This is a genomic window from Paenibacillus sp. FSL H3-0321, assembly GCF_038002865.1.
GTDB lineage: Bacteria > Bacillota > Bacilli > Paenibacillales > Paenibacillaceae > Paenibacillus_AQ.
The window spans coordinates 22,637-48,497 of record NZ_JBBODH010000002.1 but is presented as its reverse complement, the minus strand read 5'-3'; the positions used below and the strand labels follow the sequence as shown (position 1 = coordinate 48,497).

20 protein-coding genes and 1 other annotated feature are annotated in these 25,861 nt (G+C 48.6%); of the genes, 16 read left to right on the top strand and 4 right to left on the bottom strand.

The features are described from left to right. Nucleotides 1-111 precede the first annotated feature (111 nt). The 3 genes from MHI45_RS34915 to MHI45_RS34905 all read left to right on the top strand — a co-directional run bounded on the left by MHI45_RS34915 (nt 112) and on the right by MHI45_RS34905 (nt 3,601). A complete protein-coding gene (locus MHI45_RS34915; protein WP_341118746.1) occupies nt 112-1,302 on the top strand; it encodes a cell wall-binding repeat-containing protein in 1,191 nt (396 codons plus the stop codon). 212 nt (nt 1,303-1,514) lie between these two features. Continuing rightward, a complete protein-coding gene (locus tag MHI45_RS34910; RefSeq protein ID WP_341118747.1) occupies nt 1,515-2,222 on the top strand; it encodes a response regulator transcription factor in 708 nt (235 codons plus the stop codon). Continuing rightward, nucleotides 2,219-3,601 carry a sensor histidine kinase gene (locus tag MHI45_RS34905; protein WP_341118748.1) on the top strand — a complete coding sequence of 461 codons (1,383 nt, stop codon included), beginning with the start codon at nt 2,219-2,221 and terminating at the stop codon, nt 3,599-3,601. Before MHI45_RS34910 ends, MHI45_RS34905 begins: the two co-directional genes overlap by 4 nt. Before the next feature lie 72 nt (nt 3,602-3,673). On the opposite strand, the gene MHI45_RS34900 is transcribed toward MHI45_RS34905, so the two are convergent. Beyond that, the gene (locus MHI45_RS34900; RefSeq protein ID WP_076109324.1) at nt 3,674-4,711 is read right to left on the bottom strand and encodes an alpha/beta fold hydrolase; all 1,038 of its coding nucleotides are present in this window, start codon (nt 4,709-4,711) and stop codon (nt 3,674-3,676) included. 101 nt (nt 4,712-4,812) lie between these two features. Here MHI45_RS34900 and MHI45_RS34895 point away from each other — a divergent pair, with 101 nt between their 5' ends. Next, on the top strand, nt 4,813-5,409 hold the full coding sequence (locus MHI45_RS34895; protein WP_076109325.1) for a TetR/AcrR family transcriptional regulator: 597 nt from the start codon (nt 4,813-4,815) through the stop codon (nt 5,407-5,409). A 39-nt stretch (nt 5,410-5,448) separates the two neighbouring features. Here the strand turns inward: MHI45_RS34895 and MHI45_RS34890 are convergent, their stop codons facing one another. Then, on the bottom strand, nt 5,449-5,934 hold the full coding sequence (locus tag MHI45_RS34890) for a DUF6803 family protein (RefSeq protein ID WP_076109326.1): 486 nt from the start codon (nt 5,932-5,934) through the stop codon (nt 5,449-5,451). An 80-nt stretch (nt 5,935-6,014) separates the two neighbouring features. Here MHI45_RS34890 and MHI45_RS34885 point away from each other — a divergent pair, with 80 nt between their 5' ends. From MHI45_RS34885 to MHI45_RS34850, 8 genes are all read left to right on the top strand, one after another. Beyond that, complete coding sequence (locus tag MHI45_RS34885; protein WP_083675473.1) at nt 6,015-6,770, top strand: HAD family hydrolase; 756 nt, start codon at nt 6,015-6,017, stop codon at nt 6,768-6,770. A gap of 472 nt (nt 6,771-7,242) precedes the next feature. Further along, the gene (gene thrS / locus MHI45_RS34880; protein WP_076109327.1) at nt 7,243-9,156 is read left to right on the top strand and encodes a threonine--tRNA ligase; all 1,914 of its coding nucleotides are present in this window, start codon (nt 7,243-7,245) and stop codon (nt 9,154-9,156) included. Between the two features lie 393 nt (nt 9,157-9,549). After that, a complete protein-coding gene (locus tag MHI45_RS34875; protein WP_256718032.1) occupies nt 9,550-10,146 on the top strand; it encodes a GNAT family N-acetyltransferase in 597 nt (198 codons plus the stop codon). A 132-nt stretch (nt 10,147-10,278) separates the two neighbouring features. Further along, the gene (locus MHI45_RS34870; protein ID WP_144024239.1) at nt 10,279-11,358 is read left to right on the top strand and encodes a hypothetical protein; all 1,080 of its coding nucleotides are present in this window, start codon (nt 10,279-10,281) and stop codon (nt 11,356-11,358) included. Beyond that, nucleotides 11,355-12,863, top strand: a complete 1,509-nt coding sequence (locus MHI45_RS34865; RefSeq protein WP_076109329.1) for a hypothetical protein — start codon at nt 11,355-11,357, stop codon at nt 12,861-12,863. The genes MHI45_RS34870 and MHI45_RS34865 overlap by 4 nt, the downstream gene beginning before the upstream one ends. Nucleotides 12,864-12,874: 11 nt before the next feature. Further along, complete coding sequence (locus MHI45_RS34860; protein ID WP_076109330.1) at nt 12,875-13,633, top strand: DUF6063 family protein; 759 nt, start codon at nt 12,875-12,877, stop codon at nt 13,631-13,633. Beyond that, nucleotides 13,620-18,104 (top strand): hypothetical protein, encoded by a 4,485-nt coding sequence (locus tag MHI45_RS34855; protein ID WP_076109331.1) that lies wholly within the window; start codon nt 13,620-13,622, stop codon nt 18,102-18,104. Before MHI45_RS34860 ends, MHI45_RS34855 begins: the two co-directional genes overlap by 14 nt. 140 nt (nt 18,105-18,244) lie before the next feature. After that, complete coding sequence (locus tag MHI45_RS34850) at nt 18,245-19,399, top strand: TPM domain-containing protein (RefSeq protein ID WP_076109332.1); 1,155 nt, start codon at nt 18,245-18,247, stop codon at nt 19,397-19,399. Nucleotides 19,400-19,488: 89 nt separating this feature from the next. Here the strand turns inward: MHI45_RS34850 and MHI45_RS34845 are convergent, their stop codons facing one another. Then, nucleotides 19,489-19,668 (bottom strand): hypothetical protein, encoded by a 180-nt coding sequence (locus MHI45_RS34845; RefSeq protein WP_076109333.1) that lies wholly within the window; start codon nt 19,666-19,668, stop codon nt 19,489-19,491. A gap of 195 nt (nt 19,669-19,863) precedes the next feature. On the opposite strand from MHI45_RS34845, the gene MHI45_RS34840 reads away from it, so the two are divergent. The 3 genes from MHI45_RS34840 to MHI45_RS34830 all read left to right on the top strand — a co-directional run bounded on the left by MHI45_RS34840 (nt 19,864) and on the right by MHI45_RS34830 (nt 23,151). Next, a complete protein-coding gene (locus tag MHI45_RS34840) occupies nt 19,864-20,982 on the top strand; it encodes a phosphodiester glycosidase family protein (RefSeq protein WP_076109334.1) in 1,119 nt (372 codons plus the stop codon). A gap of 105 nt (nt 20,983-21,087) precedes the next feature. Then, on the top strand, nt 21,088-22,020 hold the full coding sequence (locus MHI45_RS34835; protein ID WP_076109335.1) for a LysR family transcriptional regulator: 933 nt from the start codon (nt 21,088-21,090) through the stop codon (nt 22,018-22,020). 15 nt (nt 22,021-22,035) lie between these two features. After that, nucleotides 22,036-23,151 (top strand): 5-methyltetrahydropteroyltriglutamate--homocysteine S-methyltransferase, encoded by a 1,116-nt coding sequence (locus MHI45_RS34830; protein WP_076109336.1) that lies wholly within the window; start codon nt 22,036-22,038, stop codon nt 23,149-23,151. Between the two features lie 71 nt (nt 23,152-23,222). Here MHI45_RS34830 and MHI45_RS34825 read toward each other — a convergent pair whose 3' ends face one another. Then, a complete protein-coding gene (locus tag MHI45_RS34825; protein WP_144024240.1) occupies nt 23,223-23,792 on the bottom strand; it encodes an ABC transporter permease in 570 nt (189 codons plus the stop codon). Nucleotides 23,793-23,976: 184 nt separating this feature from the next. After that, nucleotides 23,977-24,240 (top strand) — a binding site (T-box leader). 64 nt (nt 24,241-24,304) lie between these two features. Between MHI45_RS34825 and lysS the strand changes: the two genes are divergently transcribed. Next, on the top strand, nt 24,305-25,861 hold the full coding sequence (gene lysS, locus MHI45_RS34820) for a lysine--tRNA ligase (protein WP_076109338.1): 1,557 nt from the start codon (nt 24,305-24,307) through the stop codon (nt 25,859-25,861).

Sequence of the window (25,861 nt, the reverse complement as noted above, 5' to 3'; positions counted from 1 at the left end):
CAATTCCAACTTAATACTCATTCTTAAATTGTTGGAATTCCACATTCTTTCTACACATTTGATGGGTAAACTTCTAAGTATCCGTGATAGCTATGAAATGGAGGGATACACATGAAGAAAATCATACAATTAAGCGCTGTGACATTGCTGCTTGGTACGGTGCTGACCGCCTGTCAATCGGATAAGGAATCAGCAGCTCCGCAAAGTGAACAGAATCCTTCTGCCGCAATTTCTATGTCCTGGATTGCGACCAAAAACACGACCCGGATCAATACCTCGGACCCGGTTCAGGCAGCGGTACTGGTGTCCCGGTCTTTATGGACGGCAGAAACCAAAGCCAACCGGCCTGCAAGCGTAGTCCTAACCAATGCGGATAACTGGCAAATTGCTGCAGTGAGTACTGACTTAATCCACCATCCGAGTAACGGGCCGGTCTTGTTCTTGAGCAAAGACGGCGTTCCGGAGGTTACCTTGGAAGAGCTTAAACGGCTGAATCCGCTGGGTGCCGAGAGCAATGCGGGCATCCAGGTCGTACTGGTCGGACCCGTCGCGGACGGTGTGGAAGAGCAGCTTAAGGCACTGGATTTGGAGGTAGACAAGATAGAAGGCGAAGATCCTGCTGCTGTAGCTCAGGCGATTGACGCTTATTATGCCAAAGTATCCGGCGAGCTGCCGCAGAGTGTGATTATCGGCTCAATGGACAGCCCCGAATATACGCTGCCTGCAGTCAACTGGATTGCGCATATGCCTGAGCCTTTGTTATACGTAGCGCAGGATGATATCCCGGCCTCCACGGCAGAGGCGCTCAAAAAGCGCGGCGGCAATGCTGCCATTTACCTTCTAGGCCCAGCTTCTGTTGTCTCGGTAAAAGTCGAGGAGCAGCTGGGAGCATATGGTACAGTAACTCGCATCTCCGGTGATGATCCTTATGCGAATGCGATTGCTTTTGCCAAATTCAAGGATGAGGTAAGCGGCTTCGGCTGGGGTATCACGACTCCGGGCCATAACCTATCCTTATTGACGAAGGATTCCACCATGCTGGCTATCGCCGCTGCGCCATTCTCCCATTTGGGAAAACATGCACCGTTAATCTTTACGGAACAAGACGGACTACCGGATTCGGTCATGAATTATATGATGGAGCTTCAGCCCAAGTTCAAGGATTCACCGGCAGAAGGTCCCTATAACCATGCCTGGCTAACCGGCGATACCGGCACAATAACCAGCAATACACAGAGCGAAATAGATGACATGCTCGAAATCACCTCCGCCTCTGGAGACAATCCCCATTCGGGGCATTAAAGCAAGCTGGCTGGCTGCGGACATCCGTGGTCGGCTTGTTCTTTGTTTTTAGGTATAATTGAAAAAAGAATAAAGAAACTGTATAGATTGAACTTGAGAATTACAATTAGGGAAAAGTGGCGGAAGTCCAAACATTCTCTGTAGTCACGGTCGATCCCAAAATAGAAGAATTATAAGTTCAATATATATAGGCCACGAAAAGGGTGAACAGCTTGTCCAAAGCACAGGTTCTCATCGTTGACGATGAATGGAACATGCGGAATTTGCTGCGCATTTATTTGCTGCAGGAGGGTTTTGCTACTAAGGAAGCCTCCACCGGGCGCGAAGCCCTGTCCATGATAGAGAAACATAACTTCGACCTGATCCTGCTGGATGTAATGATGCCTGATATGGATGGCTGGCAGGTCTGCCGGGCGGTAAGGGAGAGCAGTCAGACGCCCATTCTGATGCTTACCGCACGGTCTGAAACGAAAGATAAAGTACATGGGCTGGGCATCGGTGCGGATGATTATTTAACCAAACCGTTTGAACCGGAAGAATTGCTTGCGCGAATCCATTCCCTCTTGCGGCGTTCGAATATGTTCCGGGTTTCCGCGTCACAGGAGCAGGTGCTGGAGTACCCGGAGTTAAGGATTTATCCGCAGGCACGAGAAGTACAGGTTCAAGGTGAGAGGATCCTTTTTACACAGAAGGAATTTGATCTGCTGCATTTGCTGGCGCGCAGCGGGCAGCGCGTGTTTACGCGGGAAGAATTGGTGGAACAGCTCTGGGGCAATGACTACGGCGGTGAGACGCGGGTTATTGATACGCATGTTAAGAATATCCGCGAGAAGCTGCTGAAGGCAGGTCTTTCCTATGTTCCGGTGCAAACCGTGTGGGGGCTCGGCTATAAATTCCAGATTCCCGGTAATGTCGAATGAAAAACAACATCATCGGCTTTAAGCTGGGTGTCGTGATTATGTCGGTGTTTCTGATTGTTCTGCTCTCACTCGGGATAGTGATAGACCGGATGTTTACAAGCTTTTATTACCAGGAAATGCAGACGGAAGCGGAGGAGCTGGCCTCCCATTTCACAGCGATGGCCGAATCCAAAGATACCACGAACGGTCAAATGATGATGTCCTTTGCGGAATTTTCCAATGTCAGCATCTTTAATATCTCCTTGGATGGCAAAGTGATGCTGCACTCCGGTGTTCATGATTCTACAGATCGCTCCTTTATCCGGGATCAGGATATGCAAGCTATTTTTACCGGACAAAGGGTGAGTTTCTTGTATAAAGACCCGTCCGGCTACCGTTATTTTGTTACGGGACAACCCATCTCAAGCGGTGACATTATTACTTCAGCACTTTATGTGATGTCTTCCACGGAGAATATGGAACATTCCCTGTCTACGGTGAGAGATATACTGCTGCTGTCTGGTCTGGGCGCCTTTTTGCTTGCTTTGGGCATCACTTGGTTCATCGCCCGCATATTATCGCGTCCGCTTGTCCAAATGCAGAAGGCTACGCGCAAGATTGCGGCTGGTGAACTGGAAACGCGGCTCACGATCAGCGGTAACGATGAGATTGGCTTTCTTGCTGGTGCCATCAACGATTTGGCTATGAATCTGCAGCACTACAGGGATACACGCCAGGAGTTTCTCGCTAATATTTCCCATGAGCTGCGAACACCGATCACCTATCTCCAGGGGTATGCCAAGGTGGTTAAGGGAGGGCTGTATGAGACGGAAGAAGAAAAAATACTCTACTTGGACATCATCGACCAAGAGGCGCACCGGATTCAACATCTGGTAGACGATTTGTTCGAATTGGCCAAAATGGAGGAGGGGAAAATACCGCTGAATCTGGAAGAGGTCGATTTGGCGCTGCTCGTCGATCAGGCGGTCCGCAAAGTCGAACTCACTGCTAAAGAAAAAGGATTGCAGCTAAATTCCAGCTGTACCGGTGAACCGTTCGGTTTGCAAGGGGATGGCAAACGGATGGAGCAAATTGTAATGAATCTGCTGGAAAACGCAATCCGTTATACCGATGCAGGAGAGGTGAGCGTCCAGCTGGATTTTCGCGTAGACTCAGCTGTATTTATCGTCGAGGACACGGGGATTGGCATTCCTGAGGAGGAGCTTCCGTATATCTTTGACCGGTTCTACAGAGTAGAGAAATCACGTTCACGGCAGTACGGAGGCACCGGTCTGGGGTTGTCCATTGTGAACAAATTGGTAGAATTGCTCGGAGGCGAGATTGAGATTACTAGCAGGGCCGGAGCCGGAACACGGTGTAGGGTTGTTTTTTATAAATAGCCGGATTTCATGGCCGTCTCAATATATGGTCACGGACCTGGACCCGGTCCGGGCCCGTGAGCATAATGTGAATTATTGAGGGGATGGTGACTGTAGATGTGTCAGCAAGCTGCGGATCGTCTGAATGACGAGATCAGGTTCGTCGTGAATAATCATATGTCCACTATGGGTTGCGACAGTCTGCTTGCTGTCTGTGGAAAGGTTCAACATTTTGCGCTGCCCCTTTTGCCAGATATCTTCCAGCTTTTTACCGGCAGCTTCGGAGAAGCCAAAGCCTGCATAATCCTGAGGAATTCCTCGTGACAGGACTCTTACCGGAAGAGAACCGAGGTCTTGACCCCGAATAGCGTCCTCTGTGGTATGTGCCAGATTTCCTTCTTGTTCTTTAGCTTTGAAGTAACTAGGCTTTGAAATGACATTTATGAACTGCCCTCTATCTTCTTTCGCAACCAGACCATCCAGCAGCACATCCTGGAATATACGCATAGCGCCTGATAGTTTCAACACTTGCAAGACTGATGCTGGGGGATTGCCCGCGAATTTTTCAGCAGTCAGGATAGGTTTGGTCTCACGCTCGTCATCTTCCGGTCTGGCATCAATCAGTACCATACCAGCAACCTCATCCCGGTAAGTATCAGCGAATAACCGGGCATACATCCCACCCAAAGAATGCCCAACTAGCAGGTAAGGCCCGTCGATTCCCTCCCGTTCTAATGCCGTGTGCAGCTCACGAACGATATTTTCTCCCGTGCGTGCTGTAGGCGCTTTTTCACTCCAAGCATATCCGGCTCGGTCGTAGCTCACAACAGTTGCGAATTCGGACAGCTTCTCAGGAATATCCCTCCAGGACAAACTGGTTTCACCGCTTCCGGATTCAAGAATAATGGTTGGGGAGCCCTGCCCCAATTTGTTAATGTGCAGCTTGTATCCGCCTGCATCAACCAGCTTGCCGGGAGGCTGGTATTTCTGTTCTGCATTTCTGGATGCCAACCATTCATAAGCAAATCCCGACCCGAGCAGTAAAATTATGCAGGTGAGCAGGGTAAGAGTTACCTTTTTCCAGATCTTTTTTTTGGATCGTTTCTTCGGTTGTTGTGGTTGAATAGTCATAAAATATTGCTCCTCTTTCGATGTTTTATTTAATACAAACGTATTATATAAAACATTATAGCACATTGTATTATAAAAAGATAAGCAGGTATAATAGAGATATGCCAAAAAAAGTTGATCATGAGAAACAAAGAAAACGGCTTGCCGACGCCGCTCTGAGAATTATACATAACTCGGGTCTTGAACAAGCCACTGTCCGTAATATCGCAAAGGAATCCGGTTTATCGGTAGGATCGATGCGTCATTATTTCTCTACGCAGGCAGAATTGTTCGCATTTTGCATGAATCTTTTTCTTGCGAGAATTGAACAGCGGGTGGAGGGATTCCAGCCGGAGGGCAACCTGCTGCAGGATATGAAACGTCTGCTGCTGCAACTGATTCCGCTGGATGAAGAGAGAATTATGGAAAGCGAGGTTTGGTTTTCTTTTAATGCCAAGGTGTTGATCTATCCAGAGTTATCGAAACTGAACGACCGTATGCAGGAAGAGGTGTACAAGGTTTCGATGTTTGTTATTACAACATTAGTGGAACAAAAGGCGGCGAAGCCGGAGCTCGATATTGATCTGGAAGCGGAGAAATTGTATGCGCTGATTGACGGGTTGGCCATGCATCAGCTCATGCAGCCCGGGAGGTTGTCCGATGAGCGCCTTGAGCAAATGCTTGAGCAGCATTTACTTATACTGTGTGATCTTAAATAGGGGCCAATCCAAAATCGGAGAGGCCCCTTCGAAGATTGATTAATGATTCATCCCGGCCATGCCGCCCATAATTTCCGGGTTAATCATGCCAAAGATCATGGCGATATGCGCCACCACCAGGAAGCCGCTGATCAGCAGGAAATGCAGCTTCAACTTGCTCTCTTCCGGATATTTGCGTCCAATCAGGCCGAGGTCAAGCAAGGCCAGCGGCAGCAGGAAGAACACGCCGCTCAGATAGAAGCCTACCGCTACTACGTCCACCCATGTATGCCACTCGCCATTTACGGTGAGCGGGACAAACGCGGTAGGGAACAAATAGAGAAAAACGCCGGTAAAGTAAAGTCCGGCAAGAATGCTGCAGATCCGGTTAAACGCTCTGAGCGGTCCGTTGAGCTTCTTCGTAAACAGGATGATAAATTCTGTAACGGTGATCGTCTCTGCAAAAATGACCGGAATCGCCATGAAAAGAATTAAGTTCCAAGGCTGGTTGTCCGCAAGCAGGGACATGTAATGCGTCATATTCATGTTAAGTCCTCCAGGAAATAAAATCACTTCACCTGTAATGTTAAAAGATAAGTATGTGGAAAGTATGGAGAAACGCAGGTATGATTGAAAAAGCTGCAGCTGATGAGGGAAAAGAAACTGCGGCAATTGAATTTGGAGGGAGCAAGGCGTACGTCATGGGAGAACTGAAGAGTATTTTATTTGATTTGGACGGTACCTTAACCGACCCCAAAGAGGGGATTACCAAAAGCGTGGAGTACGCGCTCAACAAGTTCGAAATAGAGGTAGAGCATCTCGATTTGCTTATTCCTTACATAGGGCCGCCGTTATATGAATCTTTTATCCAGATCCAGGGTTTTACCACGGATATTGCCTTGAAGGCTGTTGAATTGTACCGGGAGCGTTACCGTACATTGGGGATGTTTGAAAACAGTGTGATTTCCGGTATTCCGCAATTGCTGGAAGAGCTCCGGCTGAAAGGATACAAGCTTTATGTAGCCACCTCCAAACCGACAGTATTTGCTGAGGAAATCCTCCGGCATTACGGCTTGGATGGCTACTTTATGCACACTGTTGGCAGCAATTTGGACGGTACACGTTCCAAGAAGCAGGAGGTAATCCGGTATGTGCTGGAGCAGAACGAGATTGCCGCGGAGCAGGCACTGATGATTGGAGACCGGGAGCATGATATTATTGGGGCAAAAGGCTGCGGCGTGGCCTCGCTTGGGGTAACCTTTGGCTATGGGTCGGAGGAGGAGCTTGTGAACGCAGGGGCCGATTATATCGCACATCATGTAAAAGAGGTTGGTGAGATTATCTCACATCTCAAGCTCAATACAATGAGCAGCAGACGTTAATCTGTCGCTCAAAGCGCCATTTACCCGTTTGGTTATCTTACAAGGACAAAAAAACTATTTCTCAACTGTGTATTGACTTTTCCGTGTTTGATTGCGTATTATGTAACCAGCAACACCATAAACACCATAACCAAGGCAATGACCAAAGACATGAGTTCCTTCACGGACTGACCAGAGAGAGAAGTGCAAGGTGAGAGCTTCTTACAGAACCGGCCGGAATTTACCCCTTTGCAGCCGTGGCACTGAACCCCTCCTGCTGTTAGGAAGGCTGTAAATGTCACCGTCTTATCCCCGATATCGGATACCAATAAGGATCTTGCAGCTTTACTTCCGCCGAACAGCAGGGGGTTGCTATCGCGCAGATCAAATTAGGGTGGAACCACGAGCTAAACGCACTCGTCCCTTTCTGGGATGAGATGCGTTTTTTTGCGTTCAAACATACAAAAAAACTTGAAGAAATGGAGGCTGAATCATGGAGATCAAAGCAACACTGCCGGATGGAACAATTAGGAGGTATTCGCGTAACACCACGATTGCGCAAGTCGCAGAATCCATAAGTCCTACACTGAAGAAAAATGCAGTAGCCGGTAAACTTGACGGCAGACTCGTTGACTTTCATCAACCGATTACACAGGACAGTCTCGTTGAAATCGTAGTGCTGGACAGTGAAGATGGCCTGATGATCCACAGACATAGCACAGCGCATCTGTTGGCTCAAGCCATTAAACGTATATACGGTGATAAGAACGTCAAGCTGGGTATCGGCCCGGTCATCGAAGACGGATTCTATTACGATGTGGATATCGAGAAGCCTTTGTCTACAGAAGATCTGGCTGCGATAGAGGCGGAAATGGGCAACATTATCAAAGAGAACCTGCCCATATTCCGCCGGGAGATCAGCCGCAGCGAGGCGCTGAAGACTTTTGAGGCATTTGAAGAGCCGCTGAAGCTGGAACTGATCAGGGATCTGCCGGAGGAGGCAGTAATCAGCATTTATGATCAAGGCGAATTTTCGGATTTGTGCCGGGGGCCGCATCTGGCCTCAACAGGTGCGATCAAAGCCTTCAAGCTGCTGAGTGTAGCAGGTGCATATTGGCGTGGAGATTCCAGTAATAAGATGCTGCAGCGGATTTACGGGACTTCTTTTCCGAAGAAAGCTCAGCTGGAAGACCAGTTGTATATGCTGGAGGAAGCGAAGAAACGCGACCACCGCAAGCTGGGCAAGGAACTGGAGCTGTTTATGTTCTCCGAGGAAGCGCCGGGAATGCCATTCTATCTGCCAAAGGGAATGATCGTCCGTACAGCGTTGGAGGAATTCTCCCGGGGGATTCAGCGGGAAAGGGAGTACAGTGAAGTCCGTACACCGCTGATGATGAACAACCGGCTGTGGGAGCAATCCGGACATTATGATCATTACAAAGATGAAATGTACTTCACAGATGTCGATGAGAACAAGTTCGCACTTAAGCCGATGAATTGCCCGGGGCATATGCTGATTTATAAAAACAGCCTGCATTCCTACCGGGAGCTGCCGATCCGCATTGCGGAATACGGCCAGGTTCACCGCCATGAATTTTCCGGCGCGCTGAACGGAATGATGAGGGTCCGTACCTTTTGCCAGGATGATGCCCACTTGTTCGTTCTGCCAGAACAAATTGAGGAAGAGATCGGCCGGGTACTCGCCTTGATCGATCATATCTATAAAGTATTCGGCTTTGAGTACAAGGTAGAGCTGTCCACACGGCCGGCAGATTATATGGGGGCGGAGTCACTGTGGGATCAGGCCGAGTCGGCGCTGCAGAAGGTGCTGGAGAAACGCGGCATCCCTTATCGGGTGAATGCGGGAGACGGAGCTTTTTACGGGCCGAAGATCGACTTTCATATTCTGGATGCGCTCAAAAGAAGCTGGCAATGCGGAACAATCCAGCTGGATTTCCAGATGCCGGAGAAGTTCGACCTGTCTTATATCGGAGAAGATGGCCAGAAGCACCGGCCTGTCGTTATTCACCGTGCGGTTTATGGCTCGATCGACCGGTTCATGGGTATTCTCATTGAGCATTATAGCGGGGCATTTCCGGTATGGCTGGCCCCTGTACAGGCCAAACTGCTGCCCGTGTCCGAGCATTTTGCCGATTACGCTTATGAGGTGAAGCAAGCGCTGGAAGCGGCAGGAATCCGGGTCGAGCTTGATCACCGCAAGGAGAAGCTGGGCCTGAAGATCCGCGAAGCTCAGCTGGAAAAGGTGCCATACATGCTCGTCCTTGGAGAAAATGAGCAGAATTCCGCTACTGTCTCCGTAAGACAACGCGCAGTAGGCGATCTCGGCACTGTAAGTATTCAGGAGATCATTCAGCGTATCGTTAGCGAGATTGCCGCCCGGCAATAAGTGTTTCTATATAAGTTGAACTTTAGATTTACTGATCCGGCGTAGAACGCAACTGCGGTGAATGTTTGGACTTCCGGCCGCTGTTGTCTCCCGATTTCTTGATTTAACCCGCTATTTGCGGTTGAAATCCGGTGACTGGTTATGCTTCCGAAGAGAGCTTTCCTACGGAAAGCTTTCAGGCGGTCGCTATCGCTCCTACAGTTCCAAAATTCCCCTCCGCTGCTTTAGCCTCTAGGTAGTTCTTTAGTATATATAGATATCAATGTAACTCCAGTGACTGCTCCGTTTTCATAGACGGGGCAGTCATTTTACGTAAATAGGCAGACAAGGATGTTTCGGGTATTTTATAATGATCTCGGGCTTGATGAATAGACAATACTGGAGGCGTCCTTTGTGATTACAAACAACATCAAACAACTAAACGGCAAGTTTATCAAGCTTATTCCTATGGAAGCCGATCATAGGGCGGAGCTGCTCAAGCTCCTGCACAATCCGCAAATCTGGGAATACACCTGGCGGAAAATAACAACAATCCAACAAGTGGAACAACTAATAGAAACTGCGCTGCGCAATAAGGAGAATGGGGCGGACCTTCCTTATGTCATGATTGAACAAGCTTCTGGAAAAGTCGTCGGTACCTCGCGGATTATGCATCTGGACCGGATCCACCGCAATGCGGAGATTGGCTGTACGTGGATTTCACCGGAGTATTGGAGAACGCCAGTCAATACCGAATCCAAGTCGCTTTTGCTGCATTACTGCTTCGAAGAACTGGGGCTGATCCGGGTCAATTTTACGATAGTCGGATACAATCTGAGATCACAGAAAGCCATTGAACGTATTGGCGCTGTAAAAGAAGGCGTTTTGCGCAAGCACAGAATTACGTTGGAGGGCACCGTTCTTGATAATGTGCTCTACAGCATTATTGACGAGGAATGGCCTGCGGTCAAAGAGAATCTGCATTACCTGCTGAATGTTAAATATTCGTAGAACTATCCTCAATTCATTGGTATAATAGAAACATATATTCCCCAATAAACGTAAGTTATCAGTGGTACCCAGCCCATATTTCTCCCTTCATGGGGCAGATATGGGTTTATGTTATTTTGTGAGGGTGATCAATTGAGAGATTTAATTAAGAACGTTATAGAGAGTAAATATGGTGTGGTTCGGCAGACCAGACACAGGATTGCACTTAAAACTCTTGAGGAGTCCGTGATAAACAGCTACGAATATCGTTCTGGCTACGTTGAGGCAGGAAGCTTAACTACCTTTGCAGTTAGCATTGAGCAGCTTCAAGCTGAAGGCTATTTAGTACCTCGTTCTAAAAGTGAGAAATATAAGAACACTGCTGTTGATTCTGTTTATTGGCTGGCTGAAAGTGCTACATCTTATGAAGGCTGGAGTGAATCATCAATGCTTCGGATAAGTGATGTGAAGCAGCTGCGACTGGATTATTATAGAACTCATCCGCAAGAGCAGACGATGGAAACTTGGGGATACATAGAACGTGTGTATGATTTTTTACGTACAGCAGAGAACAGGGAAATTGTTACGAGGGAAGAACGTTCGTTAGAGCTTTTTAATCGTGAAAAGTGGCTTTCTGAGTCTGAGGGGATTCAACTACTTTCCAGGCTCGGTCTTACATTAGATTCTATTAAAGCAGTGGTTGTCCGTGAGCTATTCGAATACCATATTCAGAATCCATGGCCAGTTCGCTGCATTCTAATTTCGGAAAATCATTCTTTTTTTGATTCTGCTAAAAGATTGATGCAGAACGGAAAACAGATATGCAGTATCAAGCCGGATATGCTGATTTACGGAGAAGGCTGGAAGATCGTCAGCAGTCTACTTTTTCTGGGGGAATTGAATATAAATCCGCTTGAGGTTGAAATACACTATGTTGGGGATATGGACAAGGCAGGTTGGGATATCTACGGTAAATTGAAACTCAGCTATCCGGAATTAAATCTTAAGCTGGCACTCTCTATCTATAAACTCATGATGGAATTAACAAAGCAATCCTACAATTACGCAAAAGAGCAGAGAGCTTGTGATCCTACCCATTTGGAACTGGTTTTTCAGGAAATTTCTGCTGATCCCGAACTTAAGGTATTTATCGAAGGATTGCTGGAGTCGAACCAACGCGTTCCTCAGGAGGTCCTAAACTACGAAGTGATGGCGAGGTTGGCGCAAGGATGAACTGGTCTGATTTTGGTGAACGGAACAAACGCCTTAACCCACTGTGGACGCTGGGGGCTGGCATGAATCTTGGAGAACTGCAGCCTTATAAGGAAATGATTGCGCTGAGTGTGTTGCTGCAGGTCTATTATCTCGAGCTGGAATCCAATGAACGAAGAGCCAAAGAGGATATTATTGAGCTGGCCTGGAGTTCACTGGAGCGGTTTAATATTGCAAGGTTTGGAACCATCGAATCTGTGGAACGGCTGGTAGACGGGCTGCTGTGGAGCGGGGGCGGCGGGGATTTTGAAGCCTTTTATTATGATGATCAAACCCGGCAGATGACTCTGCAAAAGTACAAATACTTTACGGTAGACGAGGATGCGACCCGCACCAGTTGGGAAGAGAGCGGCAAGACAGTTTACCGCCTTTCCGAATATGCGATGGAGCTTATCTTCATGAGCCATGAGATTATAGAAGAGTTCCAGATTAGTATTAAACTGCTGGAGATCCAAATGCATATTAAGCATGGACGCGTCACCCGGGCGATGCAGGATGTGGGTGAACTGATCTCGCGGGTTCGGAAAATGACTCAGCAACAGCAGGAATACCGCAATGCGCTGCGGCGCAACCCGAAGCATATGTTCAGCGAATATGGGGTTATGCGGCATCAGCGGCTGGAGGAAATTCACCAGCAGTTTGATGAAGAACGCAAGCATTTTGATAATATCCACCGTTCCCTGGCCCGGTTGGCGAATGACGAGAAGGATGTTATCGACTTTAACGAGCTGCGCCTGTTATCCGAACGGGTGGAGCTGTCAAGGAAAGTGCATGACGAGCTCGCGGAGGTTGTACTTAGCATTTTTGAAGCCGAAACCAATTTAAGACTGAACTTTCCAGAGCTGTTCTGGGGAGCTGCCGGTTTTAATTTTCGCACGAATGTATGGGAGGAATGGGTGAAAGCTGAAGGCTTGCCGAGCGGGGACAGTCTGGAAACCTTGATTAGCGGACTGTTCACACCGAGCCAGGACTTTATCTACCCCCTCGCCTGGGCTTGGGAAGAACAGGATGTCGGTTTTCTGCCGGAAGAATATCTGGATGAGCCCGATGAAGAAGGGGAGGAGCAACTTGCAACTTATACGCCTAAGTCTATACCTTGGACTGAAGTTGCTGAGCTGTGGAAACCGATTTTTACCGAGCTTGCCGGCAAAGGACGTTTTACGTTCAAAGCGGATGCATTCTCTCCTGAGGAACAGTCCCGATGGGCGCGGCTCCCGGATGCCATTGACCTTTGGGTACAATTCTTTCATACCGAGGTTATCGTACAGGAGCGAAACGAAGACAACCCTGGCGGAAGTGACGAGTGCCAGAAGCTGATTCAGCGGCTGCTTACGGATTGTCCCGAGCTGGAGATGCTGCGGGGCAAAGTGCTGCGGACAACCATACTTGAACCGGATCAGGGGACAAGCGTGATTTGGCCCGGTCTGGAAATGAGCCCTTATACCATTACTATAGTAGAGAGGTGAGAGAATACAGCATGAGCTATTCATTGGAACAATTGCAGCAGGCTTCGCGGCTGTTTTTTGATCTGCTTCGGCGGAAAGTCATATCCCTGGATGATCCAGCCGCAGTGGAATGCCTGCAGGATACGGGGGCCTATGACGCCTTGCAGTATATGGCCAAAGAGGGAGGCTGCCGGATTATGAATTCCGGGCACCGCCTTCACCTGCTGGTCAATCCGCTGGGATCGGGGTTCGCGTCCAACTTCACACAGCTGCGGAATAAATACTCACGGATTGAACGTAAAACCCATTTACATATTATCAACGTCATTATCCTGGTTTTTCTGGCGGAAATGGATCAGGATGAGCAGCACTTTAAGCCCGGTCAGGACAGCATGTCCTATATCCAAATCTCTGATCAGGTGTCCTCGCTTCTACAAGCATGGATCGAGCTGGATGAGGAAGGCAGCTTCAGCAAGCAGTGGCGTCTGGATATTCAGGCAATGTATAAAGTATGGGCAAGCCTTTATATGCAGACCAAAAGCCAGGAGGAAGGCGATTCCCTGTCGAGAGGCTCCGGTTCACGGATCGGACTGATTCATGAAGGGATGAAGCTGCTGGAGGAGGAACATCTGGTGTTTATTTCTGAGAACGAGAAGCGGATTTTCCCCCGGGAAGAGTTATATGAAAGAATGCGGTATCTGTACCACGATGTAGACCGTTACAAGGAATTGAAAGCTCTGATCGGCCGGACCTTGACGGAGAAGGAGGGGGAAGGCTATGCCTCGCATTGAACGAATCCGTATTGCCGGACTGAAATACGAGAAGATGCTTAAGAAGTATGATGATATGATTCTTGATCTTTGCAATGAGGAAGGCCCGGCCAATACCCTGATTACCCTGATGAACGGCGGCGGGAAAGGGGTGCTGCTGCAGTCCATCTTCCAACTGCTCCTGCCTAAGGCGGCTTGGGGGAAAGACAACGAGAACCAGGTCGAGGCTTTTTTCCATAATCATAAAAAACAGCTCAAGCCCTATACCTTCCACGTAGCGATTGAGTGGCGGCTGGACAACAGTGAGCGTAATGAATACATGACGACCGGCATTGCCATGACTGCCCACAGCTCGATAGATCAGCTGGAGATTAAGGTTGACTATCTGCTCTACGCGCTGATGGATTATGAAGAGCAGGCTGAGCTGACCCTTTCAACGCTGCCGCTGTATGATCATGCGGAAGGCGGTCCTGTAAGTTTTGAGACGATTCAACAATTTGTACGGGAACGACGGAATGAAATTGTTGCCTTCGGCAGCCACAGCTCCGATCTGAAGAAGTACTACAGCTTCCTTGCTGAACGGGATATTCATATTGGTGAATGGCGTAACATGAAACGGATCAATGGTGAAGAGGGCGGGATCAAGGGCTATTTTCAAAAAAATGAGGCCTTTACCAACCACAATCTGTTCGAAAAGCTGATTATTCCGGAGATTGGCTCCAGTCTGAACGAGGGTGTCAAAGAAGAGGATGGCTCGCTTCAGCGGATGTTTATCGATACCGCAACCATTGCCCAGAGACTTCCGATGCTGGAGCAGAGGGAAAAGGCTTTTGCCGAATTCACTACGCTGGCTGCACCGCTGTATGAGCTGGTTGAACAGGGAACGGAAGCCGAGCGGAGCTTCAGAGAGACTGAACTGCTGGGTCGGCAGATGTCCACGGTCATTCACGAGGAGCTTAAGAACGCAGAGGCGGAACGCAGCAAAACTGCCGATGCATTGGTTCAGCATCACCAGGAGGCGCGCCAGCTGCGTTTTGAGGGCGATAATCTGAAATATCTGCGCAGCAAAGAGGAACAGGATCTTAAGCAGGATGAATTCACGAGGATTTCAGACAACCAGACACGGGCCAAGTTGCGGCTGGATGAGTCGAAGCTGAAAGAGAAGAAGCTTGAAGTAGCTTATTATCTGGCCAAACGCAGCGCGCAGCTCCGCCAGATCGAGCAATGGCAGAAAGAAATTGAAGCTATCGAAGGCTCGCTGGAAATGAAGGAACGCCAAGAGGTTATTCAGGGAGCGAAGGAAGAGCTGCGGCTGCAGTGGGACAAAGTCTTTCAGCTCTGGCAGGGACAGCTCTCGTCGTTCGTAACCCGCCAGCATTCTCTGACTGCTGAAGAAAATGGCTTACGCAAAGAAAGGGAAAGCTTGCTGCTGGAACTGGGCGGTCTGGATAACCGGATCAATGAACTTACAGGGGCCATCCGCCAATATACCGAGGAATTGGGTGTTTTTGCTTCACGCCATGGGCATGAAGCAGCCGGGGCGCCAGGAGCGGCGCTGCAGCGCACGTTAATAGCAGCTAAGAGTATCGCAGACCAAATCAGCGGCTTTAACGAGCAGCGCAAAACTGCTGAAGAGCGTAAGCTCAGTCTGCACCAAACGCAGACTGAGCTGAAGGTGAAGCTGAATGCCGGGCAAAGCCAAAGCGATGAGCTTCAGAATCTGCTGGAGTCACAGATGAACAGGGAGTCACAACTCTGGTCACAGCTGGTCGTGCTGCTGGAAATGTATGAAGAGCATCACCAACTGGGAGTTACGGCGCTATTTGAAGCGAAACCGGCCATTCAGGAGCGGTTTATCCGCAGGCTGGATGAAGCTGAGCAGCAGACGAAACGGCTGAGAAGGGATTATTACAACCAGCTGATCGATGTAGAGCTGCAGCAGGAGTCCTTCTGGCTGCCGAATGCGGATATCCTGAGAGTGAAGGACACACTGGATTCACTCAAAATCAGTTCCATGATCGGCAGCTCCTACCTGAATGACCTGCCTTACCTGAGCCGTGAAGAGGAAATGGAACGGCATCCGCTTCTTCCTTACGGAATTATTGTGACGCAGCGCGAAGCTGCCAAGCTCCAGCCGGATACGCTGAAAGAAGTCCTGCTCAAGTCAGCGGTGCCGGTTTTCATCCGGGAAGAGATGGCGGAAGCCGCATCCGCTCCTTTCCTGCTGCTAGCCAATCAAGGTCCGCAGATGGTTCTGCAGCCGGATCATTTCCAGGAATGGAAACGCGGAATATCCTCCAGTCTTAAGCAACAGGAGGAAGAGCTTAAGGATGCGGAAGCCTATCTGTCGAAGCTCAAATCGGCGCGGCAGGAATTCGAGCGCTTGTTCCAGAGTGAACATACCTTGGCTCTGAAAGCCAAACTGAATACACTTGAATTACTGCAGAATGAGCTGAATCTAAAGCTCGGGGATTTGAACACGGAGATCAGCAGGAATGAAGACAGCCTTGCGGTTATTCAGAGAGAGCTGGTACAATCTGAAGCCGATCGGACCGAGCATGAGGAAAGAGCACAGGCGCTGCGCCTGTGGGATGTACGGACAAAGAAGCAGGAACAGGATTATAAGGATAAGCAAAAAGCGGTAGAACGTAAAAAAGAATTGAGCAAAGAAATCGCCAGCAAGGATCAGGGGCTGGTTCAGGTAAAAGCCGAGCTGGGCAGTACCGCGCAGCAGCGTGAGAAGTGGATTGGAGATACCCGCTATTCGCTTTTTCCAAGGCTGCAGAACTGGTTTCCCGAAATTGCTTTCCCCGGCGAATATCCGGCTGCTCCTGCTCTGGAAGAAGAGCCCGTACTTGATCCTGCTGCTCAAGATACGCTAATGCAGCTGCTCAGCACGGTGGAAAGCCTCCAGCAGTCCTTAACCCAGAATGAACTGGAGATCCGTACGAGAGCGGGGAATATCAAACGGGCCGGTGAACAGCTGGCGGAGATCGAAGCTGCGGTGGTCCAGGTGGATCAGGATTGGCGGAATGCCCCTCTTCCAACGGATACAGCCGAGGTGATTTTGACGGCCAGAGCGAGACAGAAGAACGAGACGGTATACTTGGATGAGGACTACCAGCTTGTCCACGATTCGTTTATCCGCGCCCAGACCATCCTTGAGAATCTGCAGAAGGATCTACGGAAATCCGAAAAAGCGATCAAAGAAAAGCATGAACGTGCTGTAGAAATATGGCATGATCCGCTGGATCAGAAGGAAGAAGAGATCAGCAGGCGTTTCCGGGAGAATGAACAGCTGCTGAACAGTTGTAAACAAGCCTTGAGTGTTATGGATCAATGGATTCAAACATTGGTAAGCCAAAGCAAAATCATGGATACCCATGTTGAGGGACGGGGCCAACTGCGGGATGTTCCTGAAGAACTGCAGCAGCAGGTAAAAGGAAATTGTGAGCCGCTGGTAGCTGACTGGCTGCTGCGCAGCAAGGAAAGCCGCAGCGAGCGGTCGGAAATCTCCCGTAAGGTGAAGGAAGAGAAGACGTCTTTAAGCAGTAAATTGGCGAAAAGCGGCTGGAATGCCGAGCTGGAGACCAAAATCCAGGAACGGTTGAACACTGTACATTGGGATGACTTCTCGATAGCCCGGCAGGTGCTTGATTCCATGCTCCAAAGCTCGCGCGATCAGATTGAGAGCATCCGCAGTGACAAGGAAGGGATGGAGCTGTCCCGCAAGCTGTGGGTTGGCCGCGCCGCCAAACGTGTCGTGCAGATTGTCGATATCCTGAAGCGTATGGAACGCCGGATGATCATTCTTAATGAGAATGGACATGCCTTTCCATTGGTCCGCCTGAATTACAAGAATATTACGGTGCCGAAGACGAGCGATGATATCGAGCCGCTGGTCAGTGATTATTTCAACCTCTGCATTAGCGGGCTGTTGGAGAAATATGCCAAGATTGAGCAGGTGCCGGCAGCCGCTGTCAAAGAGATGATCAATGATGGAAAGATCGTATACGCCGCGATGCAGAACCGTTTTCCGGTGCTTCAGGTCTACAAGCCGGTGACCGAGAACTATTTCCTGTATGCGGCGCCCGAAGAGTACCATTATTCCGACTGGGAAGTTATTAACCGCGGAGCACTGGATGAGGCTGTCGGCAGCGGCGGGCAACGCCAGTCTGTGCAGCTGCTGGTTGCTATGATGATCATGACCCATAAGCGGGTCAACCGCGAGAACAAGGGCTGGACGGTTTTCCTGTACGATAATCCATTTGGTGAGATGGTTTCGAACAACGTACTTGATCCGGTATTTGAAATATCCAAAGCACTCAAATTCCAATGGCTGATCGTTACGCCGCCCGAGCTGGTTAAGAATGATGTCAGCATCCGTTTCGGCGTGTACTGGCAGCTGTATTTTGGGGGGGATAAAGGAGAAATGCTGGAATCCACGCTCATAAAAGGTGGTCGAAAGCTGATCCCTGCCTCCTTGTTCTGACCATATCATAAGTCAGTCGCGCTATCTAACGGAAGCTATAGAAATAAAGTAAGGGACCCGGCATCACGCTGAGTCTCTTTTTGTTCTACCACGCTATGTTTTGAATATACTATTTTCGTATGGAAGGAGAGATGAAGATCATGGAAATTCGGATGAGACAAAAGACGTTTATCATAGCTTTAATTGTACTGCTGCTAAGTACGCTGCTGCCCGCTTTTAGCTTGGCCCAAACTGCCGTGCCTGAGCACACGGACTCTTTTTACGTAAATGATTTCGCCAATGTGATTGATGAGAAAACCGAAAATTACATCGTCAACTATGGTATTCGTCTGCATCAGCAGAGCGGTTCACAGGTTGTGCTGGTGACAGTGGACTCTACAAATGGAGCTGCGATAGAGGAGTATGCAACCTCGCTGTTCAACGCCTGGGAAGCAGGCTCAGCTGACAACAATAAGGGTGTGCTGCTGCTCTTTTCGATCAAAGATAACGAGTACTGGGCGGTTAGGGGCAAAGGCCTGGAGGACGAGCTTAATGACGCAGTTTTATCGCAAATTCTTTCCCAGTCGCTTGAGCCGGACTTTGCCAGGAAGGAGTACAGCTTCGGGGCACGCAAAACTTACGGGTCACTGATCCAAAAGCTGGGCGGAGTCTGGAAGGAGCAGGTCGGTTCCAAAACCTACGTGTCCGATAATGCCGGAGTTCTCAAAAAGGTCAGCAAGCTTTATCTCAACCAATCCAGCAACCGTTTCAAGACAACGACCGGAAGCGGCATTTATGTGGTTACGGTTAAAAATTCCGCAGACAAAAACCTGCAGGAATATACGTATTCGAAATTCGCCTCCATTGGGGCGGGTTCCAAGGATGTAATGCTTGTGCTGGACATCGGCGGGGACAATTACCATATACTGCAAGGCAAGGATATCGACGGAATGCTGACCAATGAGGCGATGCAAGAAATTCTGGATACGGTGCTTGAACCGGAATTTGCCCGAAAAAATTACGCAAGTGGTGCGGTAGCAACAGTCAATGCTTTGCACAAATTCTTGTTGGCCAGAGCAGATATTCCCCAGAGTTCCACACTGGCAAGTTCAGAGACTATTGCCGTTTCCAGTACGGCTGCATTACAGGCTGACAAAGCAATGGTGGTGGAAAACCAGCCTGTTTCTATATCCAAAGGTATAATAGTCAGCGGTCTGTTTCTTGTGTTTATCCTGTTGTTTAGCCTTGCGATAGTATGGCGGAACAGAAAAATCGCACTATACGGTTATGGCAGCCGCAAGCAAAGACACGGATGAAATGATGGCGGAAAAGCGATATCCAATGCCCGATTGACCCTACAAGGTCAACGGGCATTATTTTTTATGTGAAGTTTAACATTACTTTGTTAGTCTAACTCTTTGATCATCTTGAAATTATGCAGGATAACGTCTTTCCGCTCCACCGCCTGCATCTGAACGGACCTATAGCCGTGATGTTCAAAAAAAGACTTTGCCGTGATGCTTGCATCGGCAGTTACTTGGACCAGTCCCAAGCTTCTGGCCTCGGCTTCAAGTACATTTATCAATTCTCAAAATCTTTAAAATTCATTGGCAATCCCCCTCCAAGCGACATTTAACCTCATTATAGTGCACGGGTCTCCTAACCTTCAGCAGCAGAATTGAAAAAAATGAAACTTTTAATCTTTCATTATCGTCTATGATGAAAGTATATGTTCTCATGCTTATTACCATTAATAGAAGTATTAGGGAGGCTTTACGAAGTGAGCTCATCATCATTACCTCAGCGCAATGCTGTAAGCAAGAAGAAAAAACCGGTCCGCAAGCGCAAGAAAAAAAGCTTTTTACGCACACTCTCCAGACTTTTTTTAATCTTGATCCTATTACTAATCGCCGGCGGGAGCTGGCTGTATTTTGCGCCTTCCGCGCATAATCTTCGCTACTTGATCGCAGATACGCTGATTACCACTCAACACCGCTATATGGCGAAATATATCATTGGTGAAGATGAACTGAAAGACCGGGTTAAGGAGTACAATGAACGCTTTGTGCATATGGGAGATGAGAAGGACACCCATACCATTGTACAGCCGCCAGTGGAGGTAGAGAAACCTCTGGTCGAGATTGAGGAAGTGTCCGGCACGGGTTATTCCGGTTATGTCATGACCGTTAATGATCCGACCAAGGTACGGCTGGGTGTTCCCGGCAAAATTGGATCGGGCGAGAAAGTGTCCAGCATGGTGTCACGAACCGGCGCGATTGCCGGTGTGAACGGTGGCGGCTTCGCCGACCCGAACTGGAAAGGCAACGGATTTAAGCCGATAGGACTCGTGATTTCGCAAGGGAAATTGTTTTACAATGGCTTGGGCGGAAAAAAATCAACACAAATCGTCGGCCTCGATAAGCAAGGCAAAATGATCGCCGGCAATTATTCGCTGAATGAGCTCAGTGATCTTGGTGTACAGGAGGCAGTGTCCTTTCAACCGAGATTGATCGTCAACGGCAAGGGCCTTATTAAGAATGCGGCCGAAGGCTGGGGGATTGCCCCAAGAACGGCGATGGGTCAACGTGATGACGGTGCCCTTCTATTTGTGGTGATCGACGGACGGCAGCCCGGATACAGCATCGGGGCCAATCTATATGATGTGCAGCAAATCATGCTGAAGCACGGAGCGGTGATCGCTGCCAATCTGGACGGAGGTTCATCCACCGTACTTGTTAAGGACAACGAGATCGTTAACAAACCTTCTTCGCAATACGGAGAACGTTATTTGCCTACGGCTTTTCTGGTGTTTGAGCACCCGGAGCAGGCGGATATTGCGAACATCTGGGAAGGCCTGGACCCTGCGAAAATTGATGCTGGAAAGAAGCGGACACATTAACTGCCGGTAGGCTAGACAGAACAGACGTGGAACCTCAGAAGGTTCTATGCTACGATATCTTCTGTGATGCTGAATTATCGCTTAAGGACCGGAGGGGGAACAGGGTTGACATTGCAGCAGCTCCGCTACGCAATTGAAATTGCCAACAGCGGCTCAATGAATGAAGCGGCCAAAAGGCTTTTTGTGTCGCAGCCCAGTCTCTCCAACGCCATTAAGGAACTGGAGAGCGAACTGGGAATTACTATATTTGAACGAAACAACAGAGGGATCAGCATCTCTGCTGAAGGGATGGAATTTCTGGGCTATGCCCGGCAGATCATTGAACAAACCGAGTTTATGGAGAACCGGTATACCGGCAAGAAACGTAGCCCGATTTATTTTTCCGTATCGACCCAGCATTATGCTTTTGTCGTTGATGCGTTTGTCAGGTTGATGAACGAGCGCAATGTGGCGGAATATAATTTCAGCCTGAGAGAAACGCAGACTTATGAAATTATTGAAGATGTCCGCACATTGCGCAGCGATCTCGGTATTCTGTATATCAACGAGAGCAACTATAAAGTGATGAACAAGCTGTTCAGCGACGGGAACCTGAAATTCACCCCGCTGTTCAATACGAACCCGCATGTTTATGTCAGAACGGGCCACGCACTGGGCGCCAAGGAACGGGTTACACAGGACGAGATTCTTCCGTATCCCTATATTACCTTTGAGCAAGGGGATAACAATTCGCTGCATTTTTCTGAAGAGATGCTGAGCTTCACGCAGATTCAGAAAAATGTTAAAGTGACAGACCGGGCCACGCTGACCCATTTGTTGCTAGGGAGTGATTCCTATACGATAGGCACGGGCATTATGGCCTCTGAGCTGAACGGCGAAGGGCTCGTAACGGTTCCTTTTGACAGCAATGAAGTGTTCACGGTTGGCTGGATTGCCCACAAGGACCGCAAGCCAAGCGAAATCATGTCCGGGTTCATTGAAATTCTGAATGATCTGGTGTCTGAACAATATTTCGACTTCAATCAATCCTTACTATAACAGCAGGAGGGACGTATGATCAGTCCAGTTATCGGCTCCAAAAGAAATGCTCCTCCCTTTCGTTACGACATCGTCGGCAGCTTCCTGCGTACAGATGAGATTAAGACCGGCCGCAATTTGTTTGAACAGGGTGAAATCACGGCAGAGCAGCTTTATGAGATAGAGAATCAAGAGATTTCCAAGCTGCTGGAGCAGGAAAAGGCGCTGGGACTTAAGGCGGTCACAGATGGTGAGTTCCGGCGTTCCTGGTGGCATCTGGATTTCTTCTTCGGGATTCAAGGCACACAGAAAATCAGCCTGAACCAAGGCGGCGGCTCGAAAGAAACTGCCCAGCGGGCGGAGAGCTTCAAGATTGTCGGTAAAATCGCCTTTACGGACCATCCCATGATCGGACAATTTATCAAGACGCAGCAGTTAGCCGGAGATACGCCGGTAAAAATGACGATTCCTTCTCCTGCCTTGTTTCATTTCGTGCAGGATTATAACGGGAATGAAATTTATCCGGAGCGTGAAATGTTGTACGCAGATATTATAGCAGTGTACCGGGCAGCGATTCAGGCTTTCTATGATGCAGGCTGCCGCTATCTGCAGCTGGACGATACGACTTGGGGAACTCTATGTAGCGGCAAACACCGTGCGCATCTGCGCAGCCGGGGAATTGATCCGGACCAGCTGGCGCAGGACTATGTGCGGCTGATTAACGAGAGCATCTCTCTACGTCCGGCGGATATGACGATTGCCCTGCATGTATGCCGGGGCAACTTCCGCTCCACCTGGTTCGCCGCTGGGGGATATGAGCCGATTGCCGAAGTGCTGTTTGCTCAGGCAGAGGTCGATGCTTTTTTCCTTGAATACGATAATGAACGGTCCGGTGATTTCGCGCCGCTGCGGTTTATCCGTGATCAATTTGTAGTACTGGGGCTGGTGACTACCAAACATGGAGGCCTTGAGAGTAAAGAGCAGCTTAAGCTCCGAATTGAAGAAGCCGCCCAATATGTGAATATTGAGCAGCTGTGTCTGAGTCCGCAATGCGGATTTGCTTCCACGGAGGAAGGCAATATGCTGACTGAGGAAGAGCAGTGGGATAAGCTGCGCCTGGTTATTGAAACCGCTAATGAAGTCTGGATCTGAACAGAATACGAGTTACCCACTAAGAGACCGCTCCTGAAATTAGGAGCGGTCTCTTAGTGCAGATTTGCGAGTCAGCAAGGAGACGGGAATCTGGCAGCTTCGAAAGAAGTCGTGACAACAAATGAAAATTGATCTATAAAGCCTGGAGTTGTGGTGGTGGCAAAGATTTCAACCCGATCGCCGCCGTTCAGTTTCAAGATCGTAGAAACACTTGTAGCGTTGCTTCTGTTTACATTGGTGCCGAAAAAATCGTTGTCTACCGGTGTATTAGGAGATTGAATACCATTCACCAGGATCACAAGTGCAATGACATAATTGACAGTAGGGTTTACCGGATTGACGGCAATCAATGAACTGATGGAATAAACGCCTGAAGTTTTTGGAATAAACACGGAGTGGAGAGGATCATATTCACCGCATAAATCGAATTGAACCACAGGAAAAGGAATTTTGGTAAGCTGATCTGCTTTAGTTATGCTGACAACGCTGTTAGGGGCACCGATTGCCCTAAAAGCCGATGGACGGATCGTGCTCCAGATATCCAGAGGTCTTATTCTTTTCGGTTCAACTCTTTTATGTTTTTGGATTTTTATGACCAAAGGTCTTCTTCTGAAATTTTTTTTGCGTATCGGTTTATACATGATATCCCTCCTAAGTGTAGGTGTTTACCTCATTCAACTTATATATATGGCACTTGCAGTTGATTGAAATGGGTAAATAACAGGGGATATCAGCACATTTATGGTGATATACCTATTCATCAAACGGATGTTATTGACAGATGTACACGAACCGGGTTACTATGGCTTACAATAACTTACATCAACAACAGCAATGAAGAGAAGAGTAATTGGAACGTATTGTTCACAGAGAGCTCCAGCCTGGTGAAATGGAGCAGCGATGATTCCAACGAATAAAGTCTCCGAGCTTCATACAGAATTGAGCCGGTTGCTCAAGGATGGTATGACGGGATCTCCCGTTACAGAGATAGGGTATAAGCGTAATGGCCGTACCCGAAGAGGTGAGCAGGGTAACCTGTTCGCAAACAGAGGTGGTACCACGACGCTAATTATAGCTCTCGTCCTCAAGATGACAATCTTGCGGACGAGAGCTTTTTTGCTTTTTCCAACTAAAAAATTAGAGGTGATTGGTTATGCATTGGGCAGAAAAAATAGCGAGTCAGTTAATTGAAATGCATCCTGAGCAGCAAGCCTTTGTGTGTGCTTCGGGGATCAGCCCGTCGGGTTCGGTACATATCGGGAATTTCCGGGAGATCGCGACGACTTATTTTGTAAGCAAAGCGCTCGAAAAAGCGGGCAAAGAAGTGAGGTTTATTTTTTCATGGGATGACTTCGACCGTTTCCGGAAGGTTCCTAATCATGTAGATCCAGGCTTTGAACGATATATTGGATTGCCTTATTCCAAGGTTCCGTGTCCTTTTGGCTGCCATTCCTCCTATGCGGAGCATTTCGAGCAAGAATTTGAACAAGCGCTGATGGCATTTGGGATTACACCCGAGTTCATCTATCAGAGCAGGGAGTATCAGTCGCGCCGCTACAATCCGGCCATCCTTCAAGCGCTGTGCCGCAGAGGGGAGATTTACGATATTCTCATGTCATTTAAAACAGGGGAAGCCAGTGCAGAAGACAGAGCCGCTTTTTATCCAGTTCATGTATATTGTGAGCAATGCGGAAAGGATAGCACTACGGTTGTGGATTTTGACGATCAGGCAGAAACACTAACCTATACATGTACATGTGGTCAGCATAACACTGTCTCTGTCCCGGAGGCTGCTATAATCAAATTGCATTGGAAAATAGACTGGCCGATGCGCTGGGGAATGGAAGGGGTAGCTTGCGAGCCCGGTGGACGCGATCATTCCTCTGAAACAGGCAGCTTCAACGTAGCCAGTGTGATTTCCGCACAAATCTTTGAGAATAAACCGCCATATTACGTGCCTTACGAATTCATCAGCATCAAAGGCAGCCACGCCAAAATGTCCAGCTCGTCGGGAAATCATTACACGCCTGCGGATCTTCTGAAAGTGTATACCCCGGAGAATTTATTGTTTCTGTTCGCAAAATATCAGCCGAATGCCGCTTTTCATATTGGGATGGATGAAGATGTGCTCCGAAATTATGCGGAATTTGAGCGTTTTCGTGAAGCCTACCCGTCTCCAGCGCTCCCTGAAGAGAAAAAAGCTGCTTTGGAGCTGTCCATGCACCATGTTACAGAGGCCAAGGCCCCAAGCTTCAGTCAGGTCTCCGGTATTTTGCCGCTTGTGGACTTCGATTTCGAACTGCTAAAGGAGATAATGGCACGTAACGGTGGAGGGCATAACGAGGAGCTGCTCCAACAAACCGCAAACCGTGCGGAGTTTTGGATCAGACAATGGGTTCCGCAGCGTATGATTACAGTGAATACTGAACCTGACATCGCCTATTATCAGACTTTAGAGCCCGGCGAACAGGAATGGATTAAAGATTTTTGCAGCTTACTGCGAAGAGAAGGAATGGATGAACAAGAGCTGATGACGGAAATTTACGCAATTTGTCACGATAAGGACAAAAAAATAATGAAAAACAATCAAAAACGTTTGTTTAAAATCATCTATCAATTCACTCTCAATCAACAGGAGGGACCGCGGATTCCCGTGTTAATTCAGGTGCTGGGAGCGGGACAATTACTGGATTTGTTAGACTTTTCCTAG